This is a genomic window from Cryobacterium sp. N19 (genome assembly GCF_002929595.1).
GTDB lineage: Bacteria > Actinomycetota > Actinomycetes > Actinomycetales > Microbacteriaceae > Cryobacterium > Cryobacterium flavum.
The window spans coordinates 120545-143483 of sequence record NZ_PJJR01000054.1 but is presented as its reverse complement, the minus strand read 5'-3'; the positions used below and the strand labels follow the sequence as shown (position 1 = coordinate 143483).

The 22939-nt window shown below is 66.7% G+C and carries 18 protein-coding genes; 4 read left to right on the top strand and 14 right to left on the bottom strand.

The window, feature by feature from the left end:
* The first annotated feature begins 16 nt into the window (after positions 1-16).
* Positions 17-922: a factor-independent urate hydroxylase gene (pucL, locus tag CXY78_RS18780; protein WP_104090673.1), complete on the top strand. Its 906-nt coding sequence runs from the start codon at positions 17-19 to the stop codon at positions 920-922.
* Between the two features lie 176 nt (positions 923-1098).
* Entirely contained in the window at positions 1099-2511 is a 1413-nt protein-coding gene (locus CXY78_RS18775; protein ID WP_104090671.1) for an amidohydrolase family protein, read from the top strand.
* 64 nt (positions 2512-2575) lie between these two features.
* On the opposite strand, the gene uraH is transcribed toward CXY78_RS18775, so the two are convergent.
* The 7 genes from uraH to CXY78_RS18740 form a co-directional block, all read right to left on the bottom strand.
* Positions 2576-2977 (bottom strand): hydroxyisourate hydrolase, encoded by a 402-nt coding sequence (uraH, locus tag CXY78_RS18770; protein WP_104090670.1) that lies wholly within the window; start codon positions 2975-2977, stop codon positions 2576-2578.
* A complete protein-coding gene (locus CXY78_RS21135; RefSeq protein WP_158252880.1) occupies positions 2974-3147 on the bottom strand; it encodes a hypothetical protein in 174 nt (57 codons plus the stop codon). Before CXY78_RS21135 ends, uraH begins: the two co-directional genes overlap by 4 nt.
* 14 nt (positions 3148-3161) lie before the next feature.
* Positions 3162-4013: a MurR/RpiR family transcriptional regulator gene (locus tag CXY78_RS18760; RefSeq protein ID WP_233197503.1), complete on the bottom strand. Its 852-nt coding sequence runs from the start codon at positions 4011-4013 to the stop codon at positions 3162-3164.
* On the bottom strand, positions 4010-5287 hold the full coding sequence (locus CXY78_RS18755; protein ID WP_104090667.1) for an allantoate amidohydrolase: 1278 nt from the start codon (positions 5285-5287) through the stop codon (positions 4010-4012). The genes CXY78_RS18760 and CXY78_RS18755 overlap by 4 nt, the downstream gene beginning before the upstream one ends.
* The gene (locus tag CXY78_RS18750) at positions 5284-5922 is read right to left on the bottom strand and encodes an alanine--glyoxylate aminotransferase family protein (protein WP_104091011.1); all 639 of its coding nucleotides are present in this window, start codon (positions 5920-5922) and stop codon (positions 5284-5286) included. Before CXY78_RS18750 ends, CXY78_RS18755 begins: the two co-directional genes overlap by 4 nt.
* Before the next feature lie 146 nt (positions 5923-6068).
* Complete coding sequence (locus CXY78_RS18745; RefSeq protein ID WP_092339861.1) at positions 6069-7253, bottom strand: amidase family protein; 1185 nt, start codon at positions 7251-7253, stop codon at positions 6069-6071.
* A 4-nt stretch (positions 7254-7257) separates the two neighbouring features.
* The gene (locus CXY78_RS18740) at positions 7258-8340 is read right to left on the bottom strand and encodes an acetamidase/formamidase family protein (RefSeq protein WP_104090665.1); all 1083 of its coding nucleotides are present in this window, start codon (positions 8338-8340) and stop codon (positions 7258-7260) included.
* A gap of 220 nt (positions 8341-8560) precedes the next feature.
* Between CXY78_RS18740 and CXY78_RS18735 the strand changes: the two genes are divergently transcribed.
* Positions 8561-9157, top strand: coding sequence for an NTP transferase domain-containing protein (locus CXY78_RS18735; RefSeq protein WP_104130783.1), 597 nt, complete (start codon positions 8561-8563; stop codon positions 9155-9157).
* Positions 9158-9237: 80 nt separating this feature from the next.
* Here the strand turns inward: CXY78_RS18735 and CXY78_RS18730 are convergent, their stop codons facing one another.
* The 3 genes from CXY78_RS18730 to CXY78_RS18720 all read right to left on the bottom strand — a co-directional run bounded on the left by CXY78_RS18730 (position 9238) and on the right by CXY78_RS18720 (position 14693).
* The gene (locus CXY78_RS18730; RefSeq protein WP_104090662.1) at positions 9238-10551 is read right to left on the bottom strand and encodes a glycosyltransferase; all 1314 of its coding nucleotides are present in this window, start codon (positions 10549-10551) and stop codon (positions 9238-9240) included.
* Positions 10548-12866: a glycosyltransferase gene (locus CXY78_RS18725; protein WP_104090660.1), complete on the bottom strand. Its 2319-nt coding sequence runs from the start codon at positions 12864-12866 to the stop codon at positions 10548-10550. The genes CXY78_RS18730 and CXY78_RS18725 overlap by 4 nt, the downstream gene beginning before the upstream one ends.
* A 432-nt stretch (positions 12867-13298) precedes the next feature.
* Positions 13299-14693, bottom strand: coding sequence for an OFA family MFS transporter (locus tag CXY78_RS18720; RefSeq protein WP_104090659.1), 1395 nt, complete (start codon positions 14691-14693; stop codon positions 13299-13301).
* A 207-nt stretch (positions 14694-14900) separates the two neighbouring features.
* Between CXY78_RS18720 and CXY78_RS18715 the strand changes: the two genes are divergently transcribed.
* Positions 14901-17201 (top strand): FdhF/YdeP family oxidoreductase, encoded by a 2301-nt coding sequence (locus tag CXY78_RS18715; RefSeq protein WP_092339687.1) that lies wholly within the window; start codon positions 14901-14903, stop codon positions 17199-17201.
* Positions 17202-17207: 6 nt separating this feature from the next.
* On the opposite strand, the gene fdhD is transcribed toward CXY78_RS18715, so the two are convergent.
* The 4 genes from fdhD to CXY78_RS18695 form a co-directional block, all read right to left on the bottom strand.
* Positions 17208-18059 (bottom strand): formate dehydrogenase accessory sulfurtransferase FdhD, encoded by an 852-nt coding sequence (gene fdhD, locus CXY78_RS18710; protein ID WP_104090657.1) that lies wholly within the window; start codon positions 18057-18059, stop codon positions 17208-17210.
* A 50-nt stretch (positions 18060-18109) separates the two neighbouring features.
* Positions 18110-19228 carry a GTP 3',8-cyclase MoaA gene (moaA, locus tag CXY78_RS18705; RefSeq protein WP_104090656.1) on the bottom strand — a complete coding sequence of 373 codons (1119 nt, stop codon included), beginning with the start codon at positions 19226-19228 and terminating at the stop codon, positions 18110-18112.
* 144 nt (positions 19229-19372) lie between these two features.
* Positions 19373-20590, bottom strand: a complete 1218-nt coding sequence (gene fdhA / locus CXY78_RS18700) for a formaldehyde dehydrogenase, glutathione-independent (RefSeq protein WP_092339684.1) — start codon at positions 20588-20590, stop codon at positions 19373-19375.
* 181 nt (positions 20591-20771) lie between these two features.
* On the bottom strand, positions 20772-22793 hold the full coding sequence (locus CXY78_RS18695) for a PhoX family phosphatase (protein WP_233206264.1): 2022 nt from the start codon (positions 22791-22793) through the stop codon (positions 20772-20774).
* Between the last annotated feature and the right edge of the window lie 146 nt (positions 22794-22939).

Genomic DNA, 22939 nt, shown 5'->3' with positions numbered 1-22939 from the left:
CAGCAGGGAGCACCAGATGTCGATCGTTCTCGGATCCAACCGTTATGGCAAGGCGGAGAACCGCATCGTGCGCATCTACCGGGATACGCCGCGGCATGAGATCCACGATGTGAGCGTGTCGACGGCGCTGCACGGCGATTTCGCGGCGGCGCACCTCGTGGGCGACCAACTGCACGTACTGCCGACCAACACGCAAAAGCAGACCGCCTACTCGTTCGCGAAGGAGAAGGGGCTGCTGTCGATCGAGAGCTACGGCATCGACCTCGCCACGCACTTCGTCGACCACATCGAACCCGTCGCGGGGGCGCGCATCGAGATCGAGGAATTCGCCTGGGAACGCGTGGTCGTGGACGGCGCCGAGCACAACCACACCTGGATGCGGCGCGGCCAGAAAACACGCACGGCGGCGATTTCGGTCGAGGGAACCGGGCCGGCGCAGCAGGTGTGGGTGGTCGGCGGGCTGAAGGACCAGGCGATTCTCAAGTCGACCGGGTCGGAGTTCGCCGGATTCATGCAGGATCCGTACACGCTGTTGCAACCGACCAACGACCGGATGATGGCCACGTCTTTGACGGCGGGCTGGCGGTTCATGACCACCGACGTGGATTGGGAGGCGATCTATGCCGGCATCAAGCAGATTCTGATGACCCAGTTCGCGCTCGTACACTCTCTCGCGCTGCAGCAGACGCTGTACCGCATGGGCGAGGCCGTACTGGAGGCGTATCCGTTCATCGCCGAGATTCGGCTGTCGGCGCCGAACAAGCATCACTTTCTATACGACCTGTCGCCGTTCAACGTGGCGAACAACGACGAGGTGTACCACGCCGCCGACCGGCCCTACGGACTCATTCAGGCGACCATCACGCACGATGATGCGTCCGACGCCGGTCCCGCCTGGGATTCGTATGCCGGGCTGGTTTAGGTGCTGTGGGCGGCGCGGCGTGACGGGCCGCCCGCACGAGTGGGGCTCGGTTTTGCCGGGCGGCTCGGCGACGTCGGGCCCGGTTCCGGTGGGCACCGTGCAAATCTGCGGAGAGTTTCACGAGATGGTGCCGAAATCGCCGATCTCCCAGGTTCGAGGCGATAATCTCCGTAGATATGTACGAAGCATCGGGTAGCGCGGTCTTCCGCGGCCACATCTTTCACATTGCCGACGCGCCGACCGTGGATCAGGCCCGTTCGCACCTCGTTTCGGTGCCCGACGGCGCCCTGGTCACGACGGCGGGCGGCACGATCGCCTGGGTCGGTCCCTTCGTCGAGCTGCCGACGGCGTTCGCCGCGCTGCCGGTGACCAGGACCGGGTACATCCTGCCGGGGTTCGTCGACACCCACATTCATTTTCCGCAGACCTACACGACGGATGCCTACGGCGGCGGCCAGCTACTGGAATGGCTCGACGAGTGTGTGTTTCCGGCGGAGTCCCGGCTGGAAGACCCGGGGTTTGCGCGACAGGTAGCGCGGGATTTCACGAGAAGGCGGGCATCCGTCGGCACGACCAGCGCCCTCGTGTTCGGGTCGGCGTTTGCGCCGGCGCAGGACGCGCTGTTTGAAGAAACCCAGGCGGCCGGCCTGCGGCTGGTGAGCGGGCGCGGCATCCAGACCGTGGGCACCGACTCGGCCGCCACGCTCCTGACTAGCGAGGAGCAGGCTCTTGAGCTCGCGGCCGCCGAGATCGACCGCTGGCACGCCGTCGACACCGGTACGGCCCAGACCGCGCTGCTGCAGGTCGCGATCGTGCCGCGATTCAGCCTTTCGGTGACGCCGACAACCCTGGCCGGGCTCGGCGAACTCTACGACTCGGTGCGCGGGCGCGGCGTCTACTTTCACAGCCACCTCAACGAGAACGACCGGCCCGATACCGGCGAGATCGCCGCCGTGCGATCGGTGTACGGCACAAAAACGTACCTCGACACCTACGACGGATGCTTCCTGCCGGGCTCAGCCCGCGGCGGCACCTCGCTGCTCGGGCGGCGCAGCATCCTGGCGCACGCCGTGCACTGCCAGGACTCGGAGCTCGCCCGCCTGGCCGACACCGGCACGTCGATCGCACACTGCCCGACCTCGCAGGGGTTCCTCGGCTCCGGCACCATGCCGTGGCGTCGCACAACGGGTTTCGGCGTGAATGTAGCGATCGGAACGGATGTTGGCGGCGGCGACGAATGGCTCGTCGCGCGGGTGCTCAACGACTGCTACAAAGCACATTTGTCGGAACCCGGCGAGGCCGGCGTGGCGATCGACCCGGCCGCGCTGCTGTTCACCGGAACCCTTGCCGGCGCGCGAGCCCTCGACATGGAGGACCGGTTCGGCAACTTCGATCTCGGCAAGGACGCGGACTTTCTGCTCATCGACCCCGATCGCTGGGAATCGCTCGCGCTCGTGCTCGCAAACGCCGTGCGGGCCGACGACGCCGCGCTGGCCGCTGAGCAGACCCTGTTCGCGCTGCTGCTAGCTTTACGGGAGCCCGCGATCACCGGGGTGTATGTGCGCGGTCGCCGGGTGAGCGTGGAGTAGTCGCGGGGTGGTGCATCCGCCCAAGACTCACGCCTCGGCGTTCGAAACTCACGGCTCGGCGCGGTCAGCTGCCTCGATAGGTTGAATAGGCGAACGGGGCGAGCAGCAGGGGTACGTGATAGTGCTCCGCAACGTCGGCGAGGTCGAACGTGATCGTCACCTCCGGGTAGAAGGTGTCCCGCCCGGCCTGCGCGAACCAGGCTCCGGTATCGAAGCTGATGCGGTACCGGCCGGCCGGCAGCGCCGCCGGGCCGAGCGCGGTGAGGCGCCCGTCAGCATCCGTTTCGCCGGTCGCGACCAACACCCACGCGGTGCCGACGCGCTGCTCCAGCGTGACCGCCACGCCCGCCGCGGGCCGGCCGGTGACGGAGTCGAGCACGTGCGTCGTGACGTGGCTGCGTGCCGCGACATCCGCGAGCTCCAGTCCCGGCGTGCGCGCCGCCCGCTCGGCGCCGTCCGCGCTCATACCGCGCCAGCGTCGAGCAGGGCGGCGAGGCGCAACAGGGCGATGTCGCGCAGGAGCAGCGCACCGGCCTCGACGTAGGGGGCGCCCGCCGCGACCTCCTCGGCCCAGCGGTCGACGGCCAGGCAGGTGTGCAGGCGATCGCGCAGCGCAGAGACCGAGAGAGTCAACATGGTGCCCAATCTACTCACCAGGGCGCCTCGAGTTCGTCGAGGTCTTCGTACACCTGCGTGATGGCGGCGATGCGGGTGCGGGTTTCGCGCACGTGCGCCCCCATCGCGCCGGTCGCGAGCAGGTTGATCAGGCTCATCGCCGTGGCATAGCTGTCGAAGGCCGAAACGCTATCGATCGGGCATTCCAGCCAGACCGCCGCGCCGTCGGCATGCTTGCGGGCCGACGGGTCGGCGATCAGCACGAGCGGGATCCCCCGCCGCTGGATCGCCGCGACCAGCTGCCCGAAGCCCGCGGTGCGGCGCCGAAAACCGAGCAGAACGACCACGTCGTGCGGGCCGAGTCCGGCCAGATCCTCGCCGATCGACTGCCCGGGCAGCGGCGCAAGCCGTACGCTCTGGCAGGCCTGGGCGAGTTGCTGGCGCAGGTGCAGGGCCAGCGGGTAGCTGTTGCGCAGCCCGATCACGACGACGTTGCCGGCGTGCGCGATCAGCCGCGCCGCGGCATCCAGTCGACCGTCTTCGAGGTTTTGCAGCAGTCGCCGCAGGTTCTCCTGCTCACCCTCCAGGTGCGCGGCCAGGCGCGACGGCGTACCGGCGGAGGCTCCCGGCCCACCCACCGGGGCGCCGTGACTGCGCAGGGTGCGCGCGTGCTCGCGTACGTCGGCGGAATCCTGAAAGCCCAGCCGGCGAAACAGTCGCGACACCGTGGCCTTGGAAACACCGCCGAGTCGGGCCAGCTCCGACGCGTTGTACACCACGAGGTCGCTCAGGTGATCGAGGATGAAATCGGCCACCCGCTGCTCCTGCGGCGACAGCTCGCCGTAGCGACCGTCGATGCGCTGCCCGATGTTCATCGTGTCGGTCACCTCAGAGCCGCACGTGCGTCGTACTCGGAGTCCATCTCGTCGGCGTCGTACTGGTCGGCCAGGGCCAGCACCGCTGCTTCGAACGCATCGAGCGCGACGGCCACGTCGGCCTCGGTGACCGATTCGTCGGGGTGGTGACTGACGCCGCCGAGGCAGCGCACGAACAACATGCCGATGTCGGTGAGCGCCGCGATCGCCATGGCGTCGTGGCCAGCCATAGAGAACAGCGTCGTCGGCGACGACTCACCACCAGCCAAGCGGATGCCGGTCGCCACGGCCGCCCGCAGGTGCGGGCTGCAGTGCGCGGCCGGTGCGCCGTGAGTTTGAACGCTCGTCAGCGTCAGCCCTCGGCGTTCGCAAATTTGCTCCGCCGTCTGCTCGATCAGGGCCCACGCCCGGTCTCGTTGCGGATCAAACTCGCCGCGCAGGTCGAGACTGAACTCGACCCGCCCCGGAATGACATTCACCGCGTCGGGAAAGAGGGCGAGGTGACCGACCGTGCCGATCAGGTCCGCCTCGCGGGCGATGCGTTCGATCGCGAGAATGACCTCGCTCGCCCCGGCCAGGGCGTCTCGGCGCAGCGCCCACGGCGTTCCGGAGTGCCTTGCAGCCCCCTCGATCACGACCTGGAACCGTCGGGCTCCGGCGATCGACAACACGACGCCGAGCGCGAGGCCGGCGTCATCGAGTACCGCGCCCTGTTCGATGTGCGCTTCGAGGTAGCCGATCAGTTCGACCGGGGTGCGCGCGGCCTCGCCGATCAACGCCGGGTCGAGGCCGAACGCACGATAGGCCGCGTCGAGGCTCACACCGTTCGCATCGAGCAGGCCCCACCACTCGTTCTGCCAGGTTCCGGCCAGGGCGTGGCTGCCGAGCAGGGTGGTGCCGAATCGGGTGCCCTCTTCGTCGCCGAAGGCGGCCACCTCAAGGGCGAACGGTAGGGGGCGACCCGACTGCGCGAGGCGTTCGGCCACCGCGATGGCGAGCAGCACCCCGAGGATTCCGTCGTACCGCCCCGCCGCAGGAACCGTGTCGAGGTGCGAACCGAGCAGCAGTGCGGGTAGCCCGGGGGTGGCTCCTTCGAGCCGACCGCACTGGTTTCCCGCGGCATCCTGCCAGGTGGCCAGGCCGGCCGCGGTCATCCACTCGGCGGCGAGGGCGTTCACGGCGGCGTGTTCGGGCGAGAGGTAGACCCGCTCGATCAGGCCGTTCGGCAGAGAGCTGTGCCGGGCGAGCTCGTCGCACCGGTCGAGGATGTCGGCCGCGGTCGTCACAGGGCATCCTGTCGCGCGTTATCGGCGTACACATCGTAGGCGGCGCCCACACCGCTGCCACCCACAACGGATGCCCCGGCGCGGCGCAGCACCTGCTCGAGCGCGGCGAGGGTGGTCAGCACGGTGTCTTGGCGGGCGTTGTAGCCCATGGTTCCGATGCGCCAAACTTTGCCGTGCAGTGGGCCGAACGAGGTTCCGATCTCGATGCCGAAGTCGTTCAGCAGGGCCCCGCGCACGCTGTCACCGTTCACCCCGTCGGGGATCACGACCGCGACGACGTTATTCATCTTGTGCCCGAGGTCACCAAACGTATCGAGGCCAAGAGCCTGTACCCCGGCCAGCATCGCGGCGCCGTGCCGACGGTGCCGCTCAACGGCCTCCGGCAGCCCTTCCTCCACGAGCAGCCGGGCGCATTCGCGGGCACCGTCGATCAGCGAAACCAGGGCGGCCTCGATGCCGGCCCGGGCGGTACCGTCCACGAGCAGCGTGTGCTCGTTCGTGGTGCCGAAGACGGTGCGGTAGAACGCTTGCGTCTCGGTCATGTAGCCGGTCATGGCGGGGTCGTACTGGCCCACCAGTTGTGCCGCCATGGCGCGCAGCACCCGAGGATCGGCGTTGATCGGGCCGGGACCCATGAGAAGTCGCGCGGGCGGGTTGATCGGAAGACTGGAAATGTGTTTCACTCCCTCGGCATGGTGAAACAGGTGTTTCAGGTGCCCAGTTTAGGCAGCAGACGTTTCCTGCACGTTACGGGGATGTCGCAGTGTTGAAACCCGGTGGCTCACCCGAGCGCGGTGGCCAGTTCCACTGCGGCATCCACGAGCGCCAGGTCGCTGAACCTCGGCCCGACCAGGCACAGCCCGAGCGGGCCACCGCCCACCGAAAGCAGCGGCGCCGACAGGGCCGGGTAGCCGCCGATCGCGGCCAGGCAGGTCAACGCGAGGGTCGCGCTGCGGCTGCGATCGAGCGTCGCCGGGTCGCTGTCGCGGCGGGGCGCCGTCGACGCGGTGCTCGGAAGCAGCAATACCCGGTCGTTCAGAATGTGGTCCAGTCGCTCGCGCGCTACCGCGAGAACGCCCCGCGCCGCGCGGTCGGCGCTGCCGGTGACCTGAGACGCCCCGGCGAAACGTGCGGCCACATCGGGGCCGAGCGCTCCGGGGTGGGCGCGCACCCAGCCGCCGTGGATCTGCCAGGCCTCAGCCGCCTGCACGGTGCGAAAGGCCTGGAACAGGGCGGTGACATCGCCGACATCGACGAGATCGACCGGCAGTCGGCTGGCAGCACCGAGAAACTCCGCCTGCACGTCGTCCTCCAGACCGAAAACAACGGATGCCGCCACCGCGTAGCGCTGCGGCGCAATACGTTGCAGGTGCGGTTCCACCGACGCGACCACGGCCGCACGCAGCACGTCGGGGGTGCGGGTGAGCCAGCCGACCGCATCGAACCGCGGCGCGAGTGGCAGCAGTCCACTGCGATTCACGGCGTCCTGGGTGCTCCGAAGGCCCCACAAACCCTGGTACGACGCGGGCACGCGAATGGATCCCGCGGTGTCGGTGCCGAGCCCGATGTCGGCGTGGCCGAGCGCGACCGCTGCGGCCGGGCCGCTCGACGACCCGCCGGGGAGCCCATCGGGAACCCGCGGGTTCGGCGGGGTGCCGTAATGCACGTTGGCTCCGGCGATACTGTAGGCGAACTCATCGGTCTGCGCGATACCGCGCACACTGGCGCCCGCACCGAGCAGTGACCGCAGGGCCGGGGCGCTTTCCGTCGCGACGGACTGCTCGCGCAGGTATTCCGGACTACCGGCGCCGACAGCGAAACCGGCCACGTCGTAGAGATCTTTGACGGCGACGGTCAAACCGTGCAGCGGAGCGCCGGTTTCACTGCCGGATTCGCTGCCCACGAGGGGGTTGCCCAGGACCCGCCAAATGCTGGTGTCAAAGGCCGGCACCGCTGCCGAACGCATCGAATCAACCACGAAAGTCGGCCACTCGAATGCGGGCGTGCACGCCGGTGACACGGTCAACCACCTGCGAGATGTTGAAGTCGGTTGCGGCGCTGAGATAGGCGTAGGCGAGGGTGCGATCCATGCCGTAGCGGGCGGCGAGCAGGTTGATTGCCGCCCGCACGCACTCGCGCACAGCCTCGTCGAGGTCGACGTTCAGGCCGGTCGGCACGAGAAAATCGCTCGTCTCGGCGAGTGGGCCGACGAGCGCGCCAAACTGTGTGAGGGCATCCGCTTGGCTGATCACGTCGAAGCGTACCCTGACGCGCAGCGACGCCTCCATGGCCGTGAGGGCGACCGCGCCATCGCCCTGAGCGAAGTGCGGGTCGCCGACGTAGGCGAGCGCGCCCGGGACCTGCACCGGCAGGTACAACGACGATCCAACGGTGAGCAGGTTGATATCAAGGTTGCCGCCGTGCGCGCCCGGCGGCACGGAATGCGCCCGAACGTCGCCCGCGACGGCGACGCCCATGATGCCGAGGAACGGGTTCAGGGGAAACCGCACCACCCGGTCGCCGCCGGGCTGGAGCGGCAGTGTGCCCACTTGACGGCCCTCGTACTCCTCGACGGCCGCGAACACGCTCACATTTTCGTTACCGAGCGGATACTCGCCCGGCAGGGTGCCGCGACCGTGCCGGTTGGAGATGATTCCGTAGGGCACCCGCGGTGTCGCCTCGAGGACGGTCATTTTGAGCAGGTCGCCGGGCATCGCCCCGCGCACGTGGATGGGGCCGGTGACAACGTGCGGGCCGTCGCTGCCCGAGTCGCGGTCGATGTCCGAGGCGGCCAGCGCGACGGCGTCGTCGAGTACGAATTCGCGCGGCACACCGTTTCGGCCGAAGAACGCGGCCGGGTCGCGGCCCTGATCTTCGAGCACCCCCTCGTGGCTGATCGTGTCGATGGTCAGCTCCTCGCCCGAGTCGACAGTGATCACACCCACGTCCCGCGCGCACGGCAGACGCCCCCAGAGCACAGTATTGATAGTCGCGGGAAGATATTGCCCCGAGCGGATGCTGCAGCGCTGCGGCTGAAGGATCAAAGCGTTCATCGTAGCCTTCCAGACAAGCAGGTACCAAACAATGCGCCGAGCGACGCATCGTTGTTGATCCGGCGAGGGCCAGGCCGAATCGGAGTGAATTTCACGCGGCAGGGCTGAAAATATCGGGCTCTTCCTGCGAGCGTATAGCGCCGCGGCCAGCGAAACGCCCATTCACCCCCGTGGTGGGGGGATCGTGACCGTCGCAGGATTGGCCCGTACGATGGCAGTCATGCAGACGCCGCAGCCCGCCAGCCACGCCGCGGGGCTGGTGCTCGCCGCCGGGGCCGGTTCACGCTACGGTCAGCCGAAGGCGCTCGTGCACGACGCCGCCGGGCACTCCTGGCTTCGGCACACCATCGATGTCCTGACAGCGTCTGGCTGCTCCCCCGTGATCGTGGTACTGGGGGCCCGCGGGGCCGAGGCCGCGGCGCTGCTTACGCCTGCGGCATCCGTTCTAGTCGTGCAGGCCACCGATTGGGCCGACGGGCTCTCTGCCTCGCTGCGTGCCGGGCTGCTCTGCGCTCTCGATCAGCCCGGTCTGACCAGCGTCGCCGTGGTTCCGGTGGATGTGCCCGACCTGAATCAGGCGACGATCGAGCGGATGATCGGCACCAGCACCGAGACCACCCTGCGCCAGGCACGGTTCGCCGGGCAACCCGGTCACCCGGTCGTGATCGGCCGCGCACACTGGGAGCCCCTCATTGCTGGTGCGACCGGTGACTCCGGCGCCGGTCCCTATCTGCGCTCGCACGCGGCCGAGGCCGTCGAGTGCGGCGATCTAGGCACCGGAGTTGATGTCGACCGGCCGAACTGGCCGGTTGTGTAGAGGGCCGGGCCCAGCTTAGGAAGCCGGGACCATGATCTATCCTGGGCCCAGTGTCCGGGCCCGGGCCCGGAGAGAAGGGGCTAACCTCGGGCGGGCACTTGGGTGACTGCCGCGTAGGCGCGCGACGCTCCGGACTGCAGGGTCAATGACACCGCGAGTAAGTCGAGGTGGGTGCGCGCGGAGCCGGTGAGGCGCAGCATCCGCTCACAAGCCTCCCGCAGGTCGAGAACGGTCGCGGTGTTGGGTGGCAGAGACGTGCCGAAGCCGGCGTCGTCGAGGGCGGCCGCCCCGGCAAACTGGTCGGTTGAGAACGGGAGCACGACGAGCGGCACCCCCTCGCGCATCGCCTCGGTAACCGAATTATTGCCGCCGTGCGTCAAGGCGAGGGCGGCATCCTGCAGCAGGCGCACCTGCGGCAGGAACCCGCGCACCAGCCAGGAGTCGGGGATGGACCCGAGCACTGTGGGATCAGTCGCCCCGACAGCGAGAGCGACCCGCACCGGCAGGCCTCTCAGGGCGGCGGCAACGCGCGTGAGCACATCACCACGTACCGAGAGAAAACTTCCAAAACTGACGTAGACCACGGGCAGCGAATCTGCGGCCAGCCACGCCTCGACCTCGGGATCGACGGCTTCGGTGCGCACGGCGGAGCCGAGAAAGACGTGCGGCGGCAGCGCCTTGGTGCGCTCGGGGGCGTGCAGTTCGGCCGGGTAATTGAGAAGCAGCACGTCGCCGCACTCCTGGAAGGCGTCGCGGCTCGGCGTCGCCTGGGGGTCAAGCTTATGCAGGGCGTCATTCCACTGGCGGGTGAACGAATCCCGCACGGCCTCACACTGCAATTCGAGCAGGGTGAGTTCAGTCGCATCGGGCGCGAACACGGCAGGCCAAGAAGGCGGGTAGCCATAGACCTCGGTTTCAACGGGCAAGGCCGACGGATGCCCGAGCACGACGTCGGCGTGCGGCACTCCGGCGCTGAGCAGGCCGAGCCGGGCACTGAAGGCGAGGTGGTCAACGATGATCTGGTCTGGCCGCACCTTGGCGACGATGCGCTGCACCTCGCGGGCGATCTCTACCGGATTGTAGAGCAGGTCGCTGCTGCGCTCCTTGGCTTGAAAACGCAGGGTATCAACCATGCCGCGGCGGGTGGCGTCGAAGAAGCCGCGCAGGGCATCGTCTTCACCGACGGGCTGCTGTTCGGCCCGAATCGTGCCGGGGTTGGAGCCGCGGCCCAGCTGCAGATTCTCCCGTTCGAACCCGAACGCGGTCACGATGTCGGCCGTCGCCGGACCGGTCGCCACCACGACGCGTTCGCCGGCCTGCGCCCAGGCGGTACCGAGCGTGGCGAGCGGGTACAGGTGCGAGGCATAGTCCGGGCTGATGATCAGAAGGGTCACGACACGCTCAATTCCCAGGCGATCGGCTCGCTGGCCAGAGCAACGTCACGGTAGACCTCCGTCAGGATCGACGCCATTGCCTCGATGGTAAACCTGTTCGCGACCATGCTGCGAGCCCGTGCCGCGTTGGCGCCACCATGCGCTCCCGCCGCCAGGGTCAGCGCGTCAGTGATGGAGTGGGCCAAGGCGTCGCAGTCACCAGTGTCGACGAGCAACCCGGTCACGCCGTGCTCAACGTAGGTCGCCGGTCCGCCGCCGTTGGGGGCAACCACTGTGAGCCCGGTGGCCATCGCCTCGAGCAGTGCGATGCCGAACTCCTCTTTCATGCTCGCGCAGACATAGACGCCGAACGGAGCCGCGAGGCCGGGACGTCCATAGCGGGCGGCGGCAAGCCAGCGCGCGACGGTGTCGTTGGCGCGGTGCCCAGCCAGCAGCAGGCCTCGAGTTGATGCTTCGGCGCCCGCCACTGCTGCCTGCATCCGTTGCAGCTCGATGCCTTCATCCCGCGACGGATGCTCCAGGTCGCCACCCACAATCAGCAGGTTGCAGCGAGCCTGCAGTTTCGGGTCGCTGCTCCACGCCTCGACCAGGGCGGCCATACCCTTGACCCGGTGCAGTCGGCCGACGCTGATCAGCAGCGGCAGTCCGCGCCGGTCGGGCGGGAGCGTACCGAGCAGGGCGTCGAGCTGGTCGAAGGCCACGGCGGCCGGTTCGACGGCGGCCCGCGCGTGGGCGGCGCGGGAGACCAGCAGGCTGCCGCCGGTGAGGCCGAGCGAGCCGAGGGCATCCGTTCGCGAACGGTCGATCACTGCCAGGTCGATACCTTCGGGAATGACGGAGTGACGTTCGGGGTGCGCGTCGATGTCGATGCCGATCAGTCGTTCGATGTCCTGCTGCAGTTGCGGGCGCGGAAACAGCACGGTGTGGGCGGCATCTGCGGCGAGGCGCTGCACCAGGCGGGCGCGAAACCAGAAGTGTTCGGCCGCGTCGACGGTGCCGAAATTGGCCCGGGTGAGCGCGCCGCTCGATTCGAGAGAGTCGATCACGCCGTGCGGGTCGGGTGCCACGGTGAACACCACCGGAATGTCGAGGTCGCGGGCGACCGTGGCCGCGGCGAGGCTGCCGACGTCGGCCATGCGCAGGTGAATGGCGTCGACCGTGCCGGCCGAGCGCAGAATACGACGGATGCCGCGCTGCGCGGCTACCCGGCGCGGCCACGCGTCGATCGACGGCACCGGACTACCGACGAACGGAACGGCCGCAAACGAGTGCCCGGGCTGGGTCGATCCGACGTCGGAGAGAGCGTCGAGCGCGTACTCGTGGGTGCCGCGGGAGATGGTGATGACCCGGTCGACCCCGGCTGCCGCAGAGTTCGGCCCCCCGGCCGGACCGGCGACGAGGGCGTCGCCGAGGCGCACCAGCAGTGTGGCGATGCCGCCATTGTCGCCGACGCCTACCTGAGAGAGCTCACCGTCGATGTCGGCGTGCAAAAACAACTGGGCGATCGTGGCGCTCTGGCTGCCGTGCTGCCACGATCCGCGCGGGGCCGCCGTGGCCGTGAGGTCGAACAGGGCCAGGCGGGCGACCGCGGCGAGTTCGAGGCTGTCGTCCGGGGCGTTGTCGTCATGGGCTTTGTCATCGGGGGCCTCGTCGGGAGCCTCGGCACCGGGCGTGAGGGCATCAGCTTGGGATAGCGTGGAGAGCAACGACATGACGGCCGGTGTCGGGGCCCGGTCGCCGAGTGCCGCGATGGCGACGACGCGAGCGTGCAGTTTCTCGGTGCGATCGACGGCGACGCGGCGCAGCAGGCGCTCCGGTATCCGGCCGGGGATAAGGCCGATGGTCTCGACCAAGCGGGCGCGGGCATCCGCTTCGCTCGTGCCGAGCAGGATGCCCTCGAGGAACAGGCCTACCTGATCTGCAGCGGAGGAGCCCCACTGCTCGAGGGTGCGCTGGGCGAGCATGCCGGTGAAACCGCCCTGCCGCACGAGTGTGACCAGCCCAGCAATGGCGTCGTAGCGGGGCAGCCGGGTGCCGAGCGCCCAGGCAGCGTGCTCGCGCAGGAACGCCGAGTCGTGGTGCAACAGGGCCACGAGAACCTCGTCGGCCGAGTCATCGAAGACCTGGGCGAGGGCGTGCACCGCTGCAATGGCGGTGAGCTGATCGGCGGGGTCGGTCGCCGCCTGGGCCAGCAGCCGCACGGCGCGAACACCGCCGTCGCGTGCAGCCGCCACCGTGAGATCGTCAGCCCGACGGATGCCGTCGAGAATGGTGGCGGCAGAGCGCTGCTCGTCCAGGGCAGTGTGGGTGGCCACGAGCTTCTCCTCCCCGCGGACTCCTCCACGGATCGATCGCGGCGATTCGGGCACGCCGCGAGTGAACGGGGCTTCCCTCGGCCAGTCCACGCCGAGAAACTCAGGAATCCGAGCACTGATGTGGCCGGACCAGATTTAGCTAGCTGAGTTAGCTAATTCCCCACTCGCCATCATGGCATGAATTAGGGCCTCAAAGCTGGGAGACTTCTCACATCGCCTGAAAGCGCCGGATTTGTAGCGAAATTCTCGATCCTTTGCCGGAATACGAATAGAGTCACGCCCCAATGAATGGAGCGTGACTCTATGCTGGTGACGCGCGTTGACCGGCCCGGGTTTAGCCGAACAGGGCCGTCACCTTCGCGAGTGTCTGAGAAATGCCAAAGGCCAGCGGGATCCCTACCAGCGCCCAAGCCACGATGACTTTTAGAACCTTCATGCGTGCGCCTTCCTAGCTGTTGCACCGACGAGCGGCTTTTCGGGTTCGTGAAAGTCGGTGTGAACCGGTCGCACGAAAAGGTTCGCCACAAAACCAACAACGAGCAGCCCAACCATGGTGAGCAGGGCCGGCTGATAGGCCGCGGCCGTCAACTCACCCGGAGCGCCCTGAGCATCGAGGAACGAGTTGACAATGAGCGGACCGGCAATGCCGGCCGCCGACCAGGCCGTCAGCAGGCGACCATGGATGGCCCCCACCTGAAAGGTTCCGAACAAATCCCGCAGGTAGGCCGGAGCTGTAGCGAAACCGCCACCGTAAAAAGAAATGATAACGAAGGCCAGTACAACGTAGAGCGCCGTCGTACTCGATCCGAAGAGCGCCAGCAGCACGTACAACACCGTGCCAACGCCGAGGTACACCATGTAGATGTTCTTGCGTCCGGTCTTGTCCGACGTGGCCGACCAGGCGAATCGTCCGCCCATGTTAGCGAGCGACAACAAGCCCACAAAGCCTCCGGCAACGGCCGCCGAGACCAGCGAGTTGCCGTCGCTCTGCCGGAAGAAGTCCTGGATCATCGGTGCGGCCTGCTCGAGAATGCCGATACCGGCCGTGACGTTGCAGAACAGGACGACCCAGAGCAGCCAGAACTGACGCGTGCGAATGGCGTTCCTGGCTGAAACGTGGTTGCTCGTGACGAGGGCCTTGACCCGCACCTTCGACGGATCGAAACCGGCCGGCACCCAATCAGCAGCCGGAACCTTGATCGTGAAAGCCCCGAACATCATGTACGCGAGATAGATCACGGCGAGGGTGAGAAAAAGCTTGCCCACGGAGTCGCCGCTTGCCACCCAGTTCGCTGCCCCGGAGTTGGGGTCATAGAAGCTGAGGAGCGCCGTCGACACTGGGCTGGCGATGAGGGCGCCGCCGCCAAAGCCCATGATGGCCATGCCGGTAGCGAGGCCTGGGCGGTCCGGAAACCACTTGATGAGCGTCGAGACGGGCGATATGTAGCCGATGCCGAGGCCGATACCGCCGATGAAGCCGTAGCCGACGTAGACCAGCCACAGCTGGTTCGTAAAGATTCCGAGCGAACCGATGAGGAATCCGCCCGACCAGAACAGTGCCGCGACGAACATGGCCTTGCGCGGCCCGTTGGTGTCGACCCAGGTACCCATGATGGCCGCCGACAGGCCGAGCATCACGATGGCGATTGAGAAGATCACCCCGATCTGCACCAGGCTGGCGTCGAAGTGCGCCACAAGCGCGGTCTTGTAAACACTCGTGGCGTAGGCTTGGCCAATGCAGAGGTGCACGGCGAGTGCGGCCGGCGGAATCAGCCAGCGGTTGAATCCGGGTGGGGCGATGGTGCGGTCTCGGTCGAGCCAGCTCATGGAGATATCCTTGCTGCCGGTATGGCGATAGCGACTCTGCTGTGCGTTTCGGCTGTCCACGATGGCCGTGGACGTACTCCGCAAACGGATTGACTGAATAGTCTGCGGAGGCAATCCTAGACGATTCATCGAGCACATTTCGTTCCAAAATCTCGCCCATTTGGTAATTCGGGGGAATTCCCCTTGGCGGCAAGGCAGGATAGATATATGACACGTTCAGCACCTATCGACGACATCAACGAAAAAAATCTTGTCGTCACCGCGCCCAAGACCCATGCGGCGGGCATCCAAGCCGTAGCGGTGGCGCTCGATCGGGGTATTGCCCAGGCTGGTATCGTTCGCACCGCACGGTCGCTGCTGCGCCTCAACCAGCGCGACGGCACCGACTGCCCCGGATGCGCGTGGCCGGAATCCCAGGGACATCGCAAGACCGCAGAATTCTGCGAAAACGGCGCGAAAGCCGTCGCTGAAGAGAGCACGCTACGCACGGTGACGCCCGCGTTCTGGGCAGAGCATTCCATCGCCGAGCTCGCCACCAAGACCGAGTATTGGCTCGGAAACCAGGGCCGCATTACGCACCCCGTCGTCATTCGCCCGGGCGACACGCACTACTCGCAGATCTCCTGGGATGATGCTTTCGAACTCATCGGTGAGCAGATTCGCGCCACGGTGCCCGACCGCACCGTCTTCTACACGTCTGGCCGCACCGCCAACGAGTCGGCGTTCATGTACCAGCTGTTCGCCAGGTCGATCGGCACCAATAACCTGCCCGACTGCTCCAATATGTGCCACGAGTCCTCCGGCTCAGCACTGAACCCCACGATCGGCATCGGCAAGGGCACGGTCTCGCTCGAAGACATCCACCAGGCCGAACTCATTATGGTGGTCGGCCAGAACCCGGGCACCAACCACCCGCGCATGCTGTCGGCCTTGGCCGAATGCAAGGACAACGGCGGCAAGATTGTGGCCGTCAACCCTCTGCCCGAAGCGGGACTGTTCAACTTCATGGACCCGCAGACTCCGAAGGGCGTCGTCGGCAAGGGCACCAACCTGGCTGATGAGTTTCTGCAGATCAAGGTCGGCGGTGACCTGGCCCTGTTCCAGGCGCTCGGTCATCTGTTGCTCGAGGAGGAGGCCCGCATACCAGGGTCGGTCATCGACCACGAGTTCGTCGCCGCGAACACCGACGGAATCGAGGCCTATCGGGCCGCCCGATCGGTGATTGACTGGGCCGAAACGAAAAAGGCCACCGGCCTGGACCGTGCCGCGATCGAGACGGTGGCGCAACTGCTCATCGCGAGCAAGGCCACCATCATCTGCTGGGCGCTCGGACTGACCCAGCAGCCGCACTCGGTGAACACCCTCAAGGAGATCATCAACCTATTGCTCCTGCAGGGCAACTTCGGCAAGCCCGGCGCAGGCGCCTGCCCGGTGCGCGGCCACTCCAACGTGCAGGGCGACCGCACCATGGGCGTGTGGGAAAAGCCGAAGGAGCCCATGCTCGCCGCCCTCGACGCCGAGTTCGGCATCGTATCCCCGCGGGAGCATGGCCTCGACTCCGTCGACACGGTGGATGCCTTCGTGCACGACCGCGTCGACGTGTTCGTCTCCATGGGCGGCAACTTCGCCCTGGCTTGCTCCGATACCGACCTGCTGGAGAAAGCCATGCAGCGCGTCGGTCTCACCGTGCATGTGTCGACCAAACCCAATCGCTCGCACGTTATGCACGGTTTGACCTCGCTCATCCTGCCGACGCTCGGCCGAACGGACACCGATGACAAGCATCCGTCGGGCCGCCAGGTGCTCTCAGTGGAAGACTCGATGTCGGTCGTTCGTACCACTCAGGGACGCCTCGAGCCGGTGTCTGAGCACCTCCTCGCCGAACCGGTGATCATTGCCCGCATGGCCAACGCCACGCTCGGAGAAGACCACCCGGTCGATTGGAAGGCGATGGCGGAAGACTACGACGTCGTTCGTGACCACATCTCCCGCGTCGTACCCGGCTTCGTCGACTTCAACGTTCGGCTCAAGACCAAGAATGGGTTCGTGCTGCCCAACCCGCCGCGCGATACGCGCAGCTTTGCCACCGATATTGGTCTGGCCCGGTTCACGGTGAGCCCGATCGAGTACCTGTCGGCGCCAGAGGGTCACTTGATTCTGCAGACCATCCGCAGCCATGACCAGTACAACACCACGTTCTACGGTCTTGACGACCGCTACCGCGGCATCAAGAACGGTCGTCGCGTCATTCTCATCCACGAAGACGATGTCACCGAGCTGGGCTTCGCCGACCGCGATATGGTAGACGTGATCAGCACGTACCAGGGCGTCGAGCGCCGAGCCGACACGTTCCGCCTCGTGGTCTATCCGACACCGCGCGGCTGCGCGGCTGCGTACTTTCCGGAGGCGAACGCACTCATGCACCGCGAGCTCGTTGCCCGCGAATCGAACACCCCCGGTTACAAGGCCATGACCGTGCGCTTCGTTCCGGCCGGCGCCACTGCCTAGTCTGAGTCAGGCGGCCTGCTCGTCACTGTGTGCGTCGATGATCCGGTCGCCGCCGGCATAGACGACCATGGAGTTGCCGCGGAGAAAGCCGACCAGGGTCATGCCAACCTCGACGGCGAACTCCGCGGCGAGTGACGAGGGCGCCGAGACCGCCGCGAGCACGGGAATGCCCGCCATCAGGGCCTTCTGGGTGAGTTCGAAACTCGCCCTACTCGATACCATGAGCACCGTGCCGGTCAGCGGCAGCCGGTTCTCCTTGACCGCCCAGCCGATGACCTTGTCGACGGCGTTGTGCCGGCCGACGTCTTCGCGCAGCACGAGCATTTCGCCGGAAGCGGCATCGAACAGACCGGCCGCGTGAATGCCGCCGGTCTTCTCGAACACGTTCTGCCCCGCGCGCAGCTTGTCGGGAAAAGTCGTGAGCAATTCGGCAGTCACTCGCACCGCATCATCCGCTATCTCAAAGACTGATTTGGTGCGCACGGCATCGATGCTCTCCTTGCCGCACAGGCCACAGGAGCTGTTGGTGATGAGAGAGCGCTCCAAGCTCGGTGCCGGTGGCGCGACGCCGGCACCGAGGGTGACGTCCAGCACGTTATAGGTGTTGACCCCGTCGATCGCCCCAGCGCAGTAGCGGGCCGCATTAAAATCGTCGCCCTGCGTGATGACGCCCTCCGAGACCAGAAACCCCGCCGCAAGGTCGATGTCGTTACCCGGGGTACGCATCGTGACGGCAAGGCGGCGGCCGTTCACTCGAATTTCCAGCGGTTCTTCGACCGCAAGCAGGTCCTCGCCAGCCAGAGGCTGGGCACCGACGGTGATTCGGGTAATTTTGCGTCGCGCGGTAATTCTGTTCATTCTAAAGTCTCCAAAACGCTGGTGCCGTTACCGCACTCCAGCCTTGCCGATTAGCCGCCGATGTAGGACATTTCGATTTTCTTGGCACCAGACGCCCGCAGCTCACTGGTCTTCGCGCTCCGCAGCTGCGAATAGCGGTCGGTGCGCTCCCGCCATAGGTGCGCCATAACGGTGGAGAGTTCCGCGTCGGAGCATCCGCCGCGCATGAGCGCCCGCAGGTCGTGGCCCTCGGTGGCGAACAGGCAGGTGAACAGCTTGCCATCGGTCGACACGCGGGCGCGCGAGCAGGTCTGGCAGAAATTCTGGGTGACACTGGAGATGACACCGATCTCGCCGCCGCCGTCCTGGTAGCGCCAGCGGCGGGAGGTCTCGCCGCTGTAGTTCGGGGCGATCTCTTCAAGCGGCAGCTCGGCGTGGATGCGCGCGATGACATCTTTCGACGGCACGACGGCGCCCATCTCCCAGCCGTTGCTGGTGCCCACGTCCATGAACTCGATGAAGCGCAGAATGTACGGGGTGTCCTTGAAATGACGGGCCATGGCCACGATGTCCTGGTCGTTCTTGCCGCGCTGCACGACCATGTTGACCTTGATCGGGCCGAGGCCGACGGCTTCGGCCACATCGATGCCGTGCAGCACCTTGGCGACGGGAAACTTCACGTCGTTCATGGTGCGAAACGTGGTGTCGTCGAGCGAGTCGAGCGACACCGTTACGCGCTTCAGGCCGGCATCCTTGAGCGCCTGCGCCTTCAGGGCCAGCGCCGACCCGTTCGTGGTCAGGGCAATGTCGATCTCACGACCGTCGGGGGTGCGCAGCTCGGCCAGCAGGGCAATGAGGTCTTCAAGCCCCCTACGCAGCAGTGGTTCACCGCCGGTCAGCCGAATCTTCTCAACGCCATGGGCGACGGCCACGCGCGCGAGCCGGGTGAGTTCCTCGAAGCTGAGTAGTTCGTCGTGTTCCATGAACGCGAAGTCCCGGCCGAAGATTTCCTTCGGCATGCAGTAGACGCAGCGAAAGTTGCAGCGGTCGGTGACGCTGAGGCGCAGGTCGTGCAGCGGCCGGTTCAGCCGGTCGGTCACGGTGCCGGTGGGCGTTTCAAGGTGCACCGGAATGTCCGAGCGCTCTCGATAGAAGCGCGGAGCTGGTTCTGCAAGGTCGGCGCCGGTCATGTTTCCACCCTAACCCCGCGCTCCGCCCGGAGATACCCAGAACACCGGTAATAAGCGGATGCCCGGGGCCGGTACAGGAGATGGCCTGGCCGGGAGATTTCCCGGCCGGGCCATCCGCTTCACCTGTGCCGTCCGGCAGTGCTGTTAGCCCTTGACGTAACCGTTGGGGTTCAGCACGTACTTCGTCGCCGCACCGGCGTCGAATTCGGCGTAGCCACGCGGGGCGTCTTCGAGGCTGATGGCTTTGGCGTTGACGGCCTTGGCAATCTGCACCTTGTCGTGCAGGATCGCCATCATCAACTGGCGGTTGTACTTCATCACCGGGCACTGGCCGGTCGTGAAGGACAGCGACTTGGCCCAGCCGAGGCCGAGCCGAATCGACAGCGAGCCCACCTGCGCGGCCTTCTCCTTGGCGCCCGGGTCGCCCGTGACATAGAGGCCCGGAATGCCGAGGGCACCGCCAGCTGCCGTGACCGTCATGAGCGAGTTGAGCACGGTGGCCGGAGCCTCATGATCGGCGTCCTTGCCGTGGCCGCGCGCCTCGAAGCCCACGGCGTCAACACCGGCGTCGACCTCTGGCACGCCGAGGATCTGCTCGATCTGCTCCCCCGGCTCACCCTTGGTGAGGTCGATGGTCTCGCAGCCGAAACTGCGGGCCTGCGCGAGACGATCCGCGTTCATGTCACCGACAATGACGACGGCCGCACCGAGCAGCTGCGCCGAGACGGCGGCCGCAAGGCCCACCGGGCCGGCCCCGGCCACGTACACGGTCGTTCCGACGCCGGCACCGGCCGTATAGGCCCCGTGGAAGCCGGTCGGGAAGATGTCGGACAGCATGGTGAGATCCATGATCTTCTCGAGCGCCTGGTCCCGGTCGGGAAACTTCAGCAGGTTCCAGTCGGCATAGGGAACCAGCACGTACTCGGCCTGGCCTCCCACCCAACCGCCCATGTCGACGTAGCCGTAGGCACTACCCGGACGGTCCGGGTTGACGTTGAGGCAGATGCCGGTCTTACGTTCCTTACAGTTGCGGCAGCGACCGCAGCTGATGTTGAACGGTACCGACACGATGTCGCCGACCTTGATGAATTCCACGTCGGGGCCGGCTTCGACCACTTCGCCGGTGATTTCGTGCCCCAGCACCAGGTTGCTCGGTGCGGTGGTACGCCCACGCACCATGTGCTGGTCCGAGCCGCAGATGTTGGTGGTCACGGTCTTGAGAATCACACCGTGCGGCACCTTGCGGCCGACGTTGGCCGGGTTGACACCCGGTCCGTCTTTGAGTTCAAACGTAGGGTAATCGATGTCGATGACCTCGACGACTCCCGCGCTCTTGTAGGCAACTGCTCTGTTCCCCGTCATGAACTACCTTCCTCGTTTTTCTTCGCGGAGCAAGTCAGACGACCTTCTCCACATTGAATGAGCGCTGCCGATTCTGACTGCAGCCCTTTTACTTCACCACGGTTTTCAGAAATTACAATCAGCCAACTCCCAGTTCGTGCCCCCCGTTCTGGCCTATGGGACGACCAGATCGGGGAACGACTCAGGACTTCCAGACCTGCACGACGGATGGCCGGGGCCCCGCCCACGCACCGGCCGGCGCCGCAGCACCCAGCGCAACGTAGTCCGGGAATCGACTGGACTGGGCGGCCCAGCTGCCGTTCTCCCCCGGATGCTGCACGGCCACGTACACCATCGATTGCTCAGAGCGGATGACCGGCCCGCACGTCTCCGCCTGCCGCGGCACCGAAAGGAACTGCTGCACCCGCCCGCGCTCGGGGCCGGTGAGCGGCACCTTGAACAGGCCGTCGCAGAATCCGATCGTGCTCGGGGCACCGTCGGTGGAGATCCACAGGTTGCCCTCGGCGTCGAAGGCAACGTTGTCCGGGCAGGAGATGGGCGAGACCTTCTCGCTCGGGAAACCGGCGAAATAGGTGCTCGTGTTCGTCTTCGGATCGCCGCAGACGAGCAGCAGGTTCCAGTCGAAGGTCACCGCGGTGGCGTCGGAGCCGGTTTCGGTGATCTCCACGATGTGGCCATCCCGGTTGATCGCGCGGGGGTTGGGCTCGGTGGCGCCCTCCTTGCCCGGCAGGCCACGGTCGGTGTTGTTGGTGCAGGCGACGTAGATCTTGCCGGTCACCGGGCTCGGCTCGACGTCTTCGCAGCGGTCCATTTTGGTGGCGCCGACGGCATCCGCTACCAGCCGGGTGTTCACGAGGGCGTCGTCGGTGCTGAAGCCGGGCACCTGGCAAACGCCGTCGATGACGAGCGCGACCCACTGGCCGGTGCCGTCGAACTTTTCGTCGGCGGGCAGCTGGCCGGTGCCGGTGATCTCGCCGGCCGGCGAGTTGCCGGTGAACCGGGCCACATAGAGGGAGCCACGGGTGAGCAGGGTCTTGTTGTGGGTGCGGGCTTTCGGGCCCTTCTTCTTATCGAACCGATCGAAGGAGACGAACTTGTAGAGGTAGTCGAAGCGTTCATCGTCGCCCATGTAAGCGGCGACGTGGCCGGTCTTTCCGACGATAACGTTGGCGCCCTCGTGCTTGAACCGGCCGAGGGCCGTGTGCTTGACCGGCGGCTCGTTCGGCGCCTCCGGGTCGATCTCCACTATCCAGCCGAACCGGTTCGGCTCGTTCTCGTTGCCGGCGATGGTGGCGTCGAACCGGTTGTCGACCTGCTCCCACAGCCGGCCGGTAGGGCGGTTGGCGAGGCCGTAGCGGGCATCCGCTGCGCTGGTGCCCGGCGTGCGGAAGTACCCGTTGAAGTTCTCCTCGCCGGAGAGCACCGTGCCCCAGGGTGTGGTGCCGCCGGCGCAGTTGCCGAGGGTGCCGAGCACGGTGCGGCCGGCCGGGTCTGCCCTGGTCTTCAGCAGGTCGCTGCCGGCGGACGGACCGGTGACGGTGAACGGGGTGCTCGCGGTAATGCGACGGTTGAGGCGGTCACCGACCCGGTAGGTCCAGGGCTGACCGGCACGCTTTCGTTCGAGGGCGACCACGGACATGCCGTGGGCCATCATCGCGACGCGACGCTGCTCATCCGCTTCGGCCGGTGTCGTGGCCGGGGTGAACATGATGCCTTCGTTGGTGTACTCGTGGTTGGTGACGAGGGTGCCGGAACGGCCCTTGGTCTCGAGAATGGCGAGGTAGTCGTTGTTGTAGCCAAACTGCAAGGCCTGCGACGCGGCGGTCTGGTGATCAGGGTCGAACACGTCGGTGGCGGCGAACAGCGGGTCGCCCCAGCGGATGATCGGGTTCCAGGAATACCCCGCCGGTACCGAGAAGGCATCGACGGCCGCCGGAACCGGCGCGATCGGCGTGAACGCGAGGCCGCCGCCCGCCGGACCGCCCGGTGCCGCCAACGCGGGAGTCGTCTGGCCAGCCCCCAGTACGATCGCCGCAGCGCCGACGCCAACGCCCACGAGCAGGGAACGGCGGCTCAGGGCCGCTCCGACGATGTCGCGAAAGTAGTCATTCGTGCTCTCATTGGGCACCGGGTGAAAGCAGGCGTCTGCACACTTGAGGTGACAGGTGACCGCACTGCGCTTACCGAGCGTATGGCCATCCATCGGCAGCAGAGGGATCAGCGGCCGGTCACGATCGGTGACGCTCTGACGGAGATCTTTGGCTTCACGATTCAACATGCGGGCACTCCTGATGGTTTGGTGAACCCCGAACTGGGGGCAGAACCACCCTCCCGCCACCCGGTGACTCC

Coding starts and splice junctions, on each gene's coding strand:
- pucL (WP_104090673.1), top strand. CDS start 17: ATGTCGATCGTTCTCGGATCCAACCGTTATGGCAAGGCGGAGAACCGC.
- CXY78_RS18775 (WP_104090671.1), top strand. CDS start 1,099: ATGTACGAAGCATCGGGTAGCGCGGTCTTCCGCGGCCACATCTTTCAC.
- uraH (WP_104090670.1), bottom strand. CDS start 2,977: ATGAGCGCGGACGGCGCCGAGCGGGCGGCGCGCACGCCGGGACTGGAG.
- CXY78_RS21135 (WP_158252880.1), bottom strand. CDS start 3,147: ATGTTGACTCTCTCGGTCTCTGCGCTGCGCGATCGCCTGCACACCTGC.
- CXY78_RS18750 (WP_104091011.1), bottom strand. CDS start 5,922: ATGGGTCCCGGCCCGATCAACGCCGATCCTCGGGTGCTGCGCGCCATG.
- CXY78_RS18745 (WP_092339861.1), bottom strand. CDS start 7,253: ATGCGTTCGGCAGCGGTGCCGGCCTTTGACACCAGCATTTGGCGGGTC.
- CXY78_RS18740 (WP_104090665.1), bottom strand. CDS start 8,340: ATGAACGCTTTGATCCTTCAGCCGCAGCGCTGCAGCATCCGCTCGGGG.
- CXY78_RS18735 (WP_104130783.1), top strand. CDS start 8,561: ATGCAGACGCCGCAGCCCGCCAGCCACGCCGCGGGGCTGGTGCTCGCC.
- CXY78_RS18720 (WP_104090659.1), bottom strand. CDS start 14,693: ATGAGCTGGCTCGACCGAGACCGCACCATCGCCCCACCCGGATTCAAC.
- CXY78_RS18715 (WP_092339687.1), top strand. CDS start 14,901: ATGACACGTTCAGCACCTATCGACGACATCAACGAAAAAAATCTTGTC.
- fdhD (WP_104090657.1), bottom strand. CDS start 18,059: ATGAACAGAATTACCGCGCGACGCAAAATTACCCGAATCACCGTCGGT.
- moaA (WP_104090656.1), bottom strand. CDS start 19,228: ATGACCGGCGCCGACCTTGCAGAACCAGCTCCGCGCTTCTATCGAGAG.
- fdhA (WP_092339684.1), bottom strand. CDS start 20,590: ATGACGGGGAACAGAGCAGTTGCCTACAAGAGCGCGGGAGTCGTCGAG.
- CXY78_RS18695 (WP_233206264.1), bottom strand. CDS start 22,793: ATGGATGGCCATACGCTCGGTAAGCGCAGTGCGGTCACCTGTCACCTC.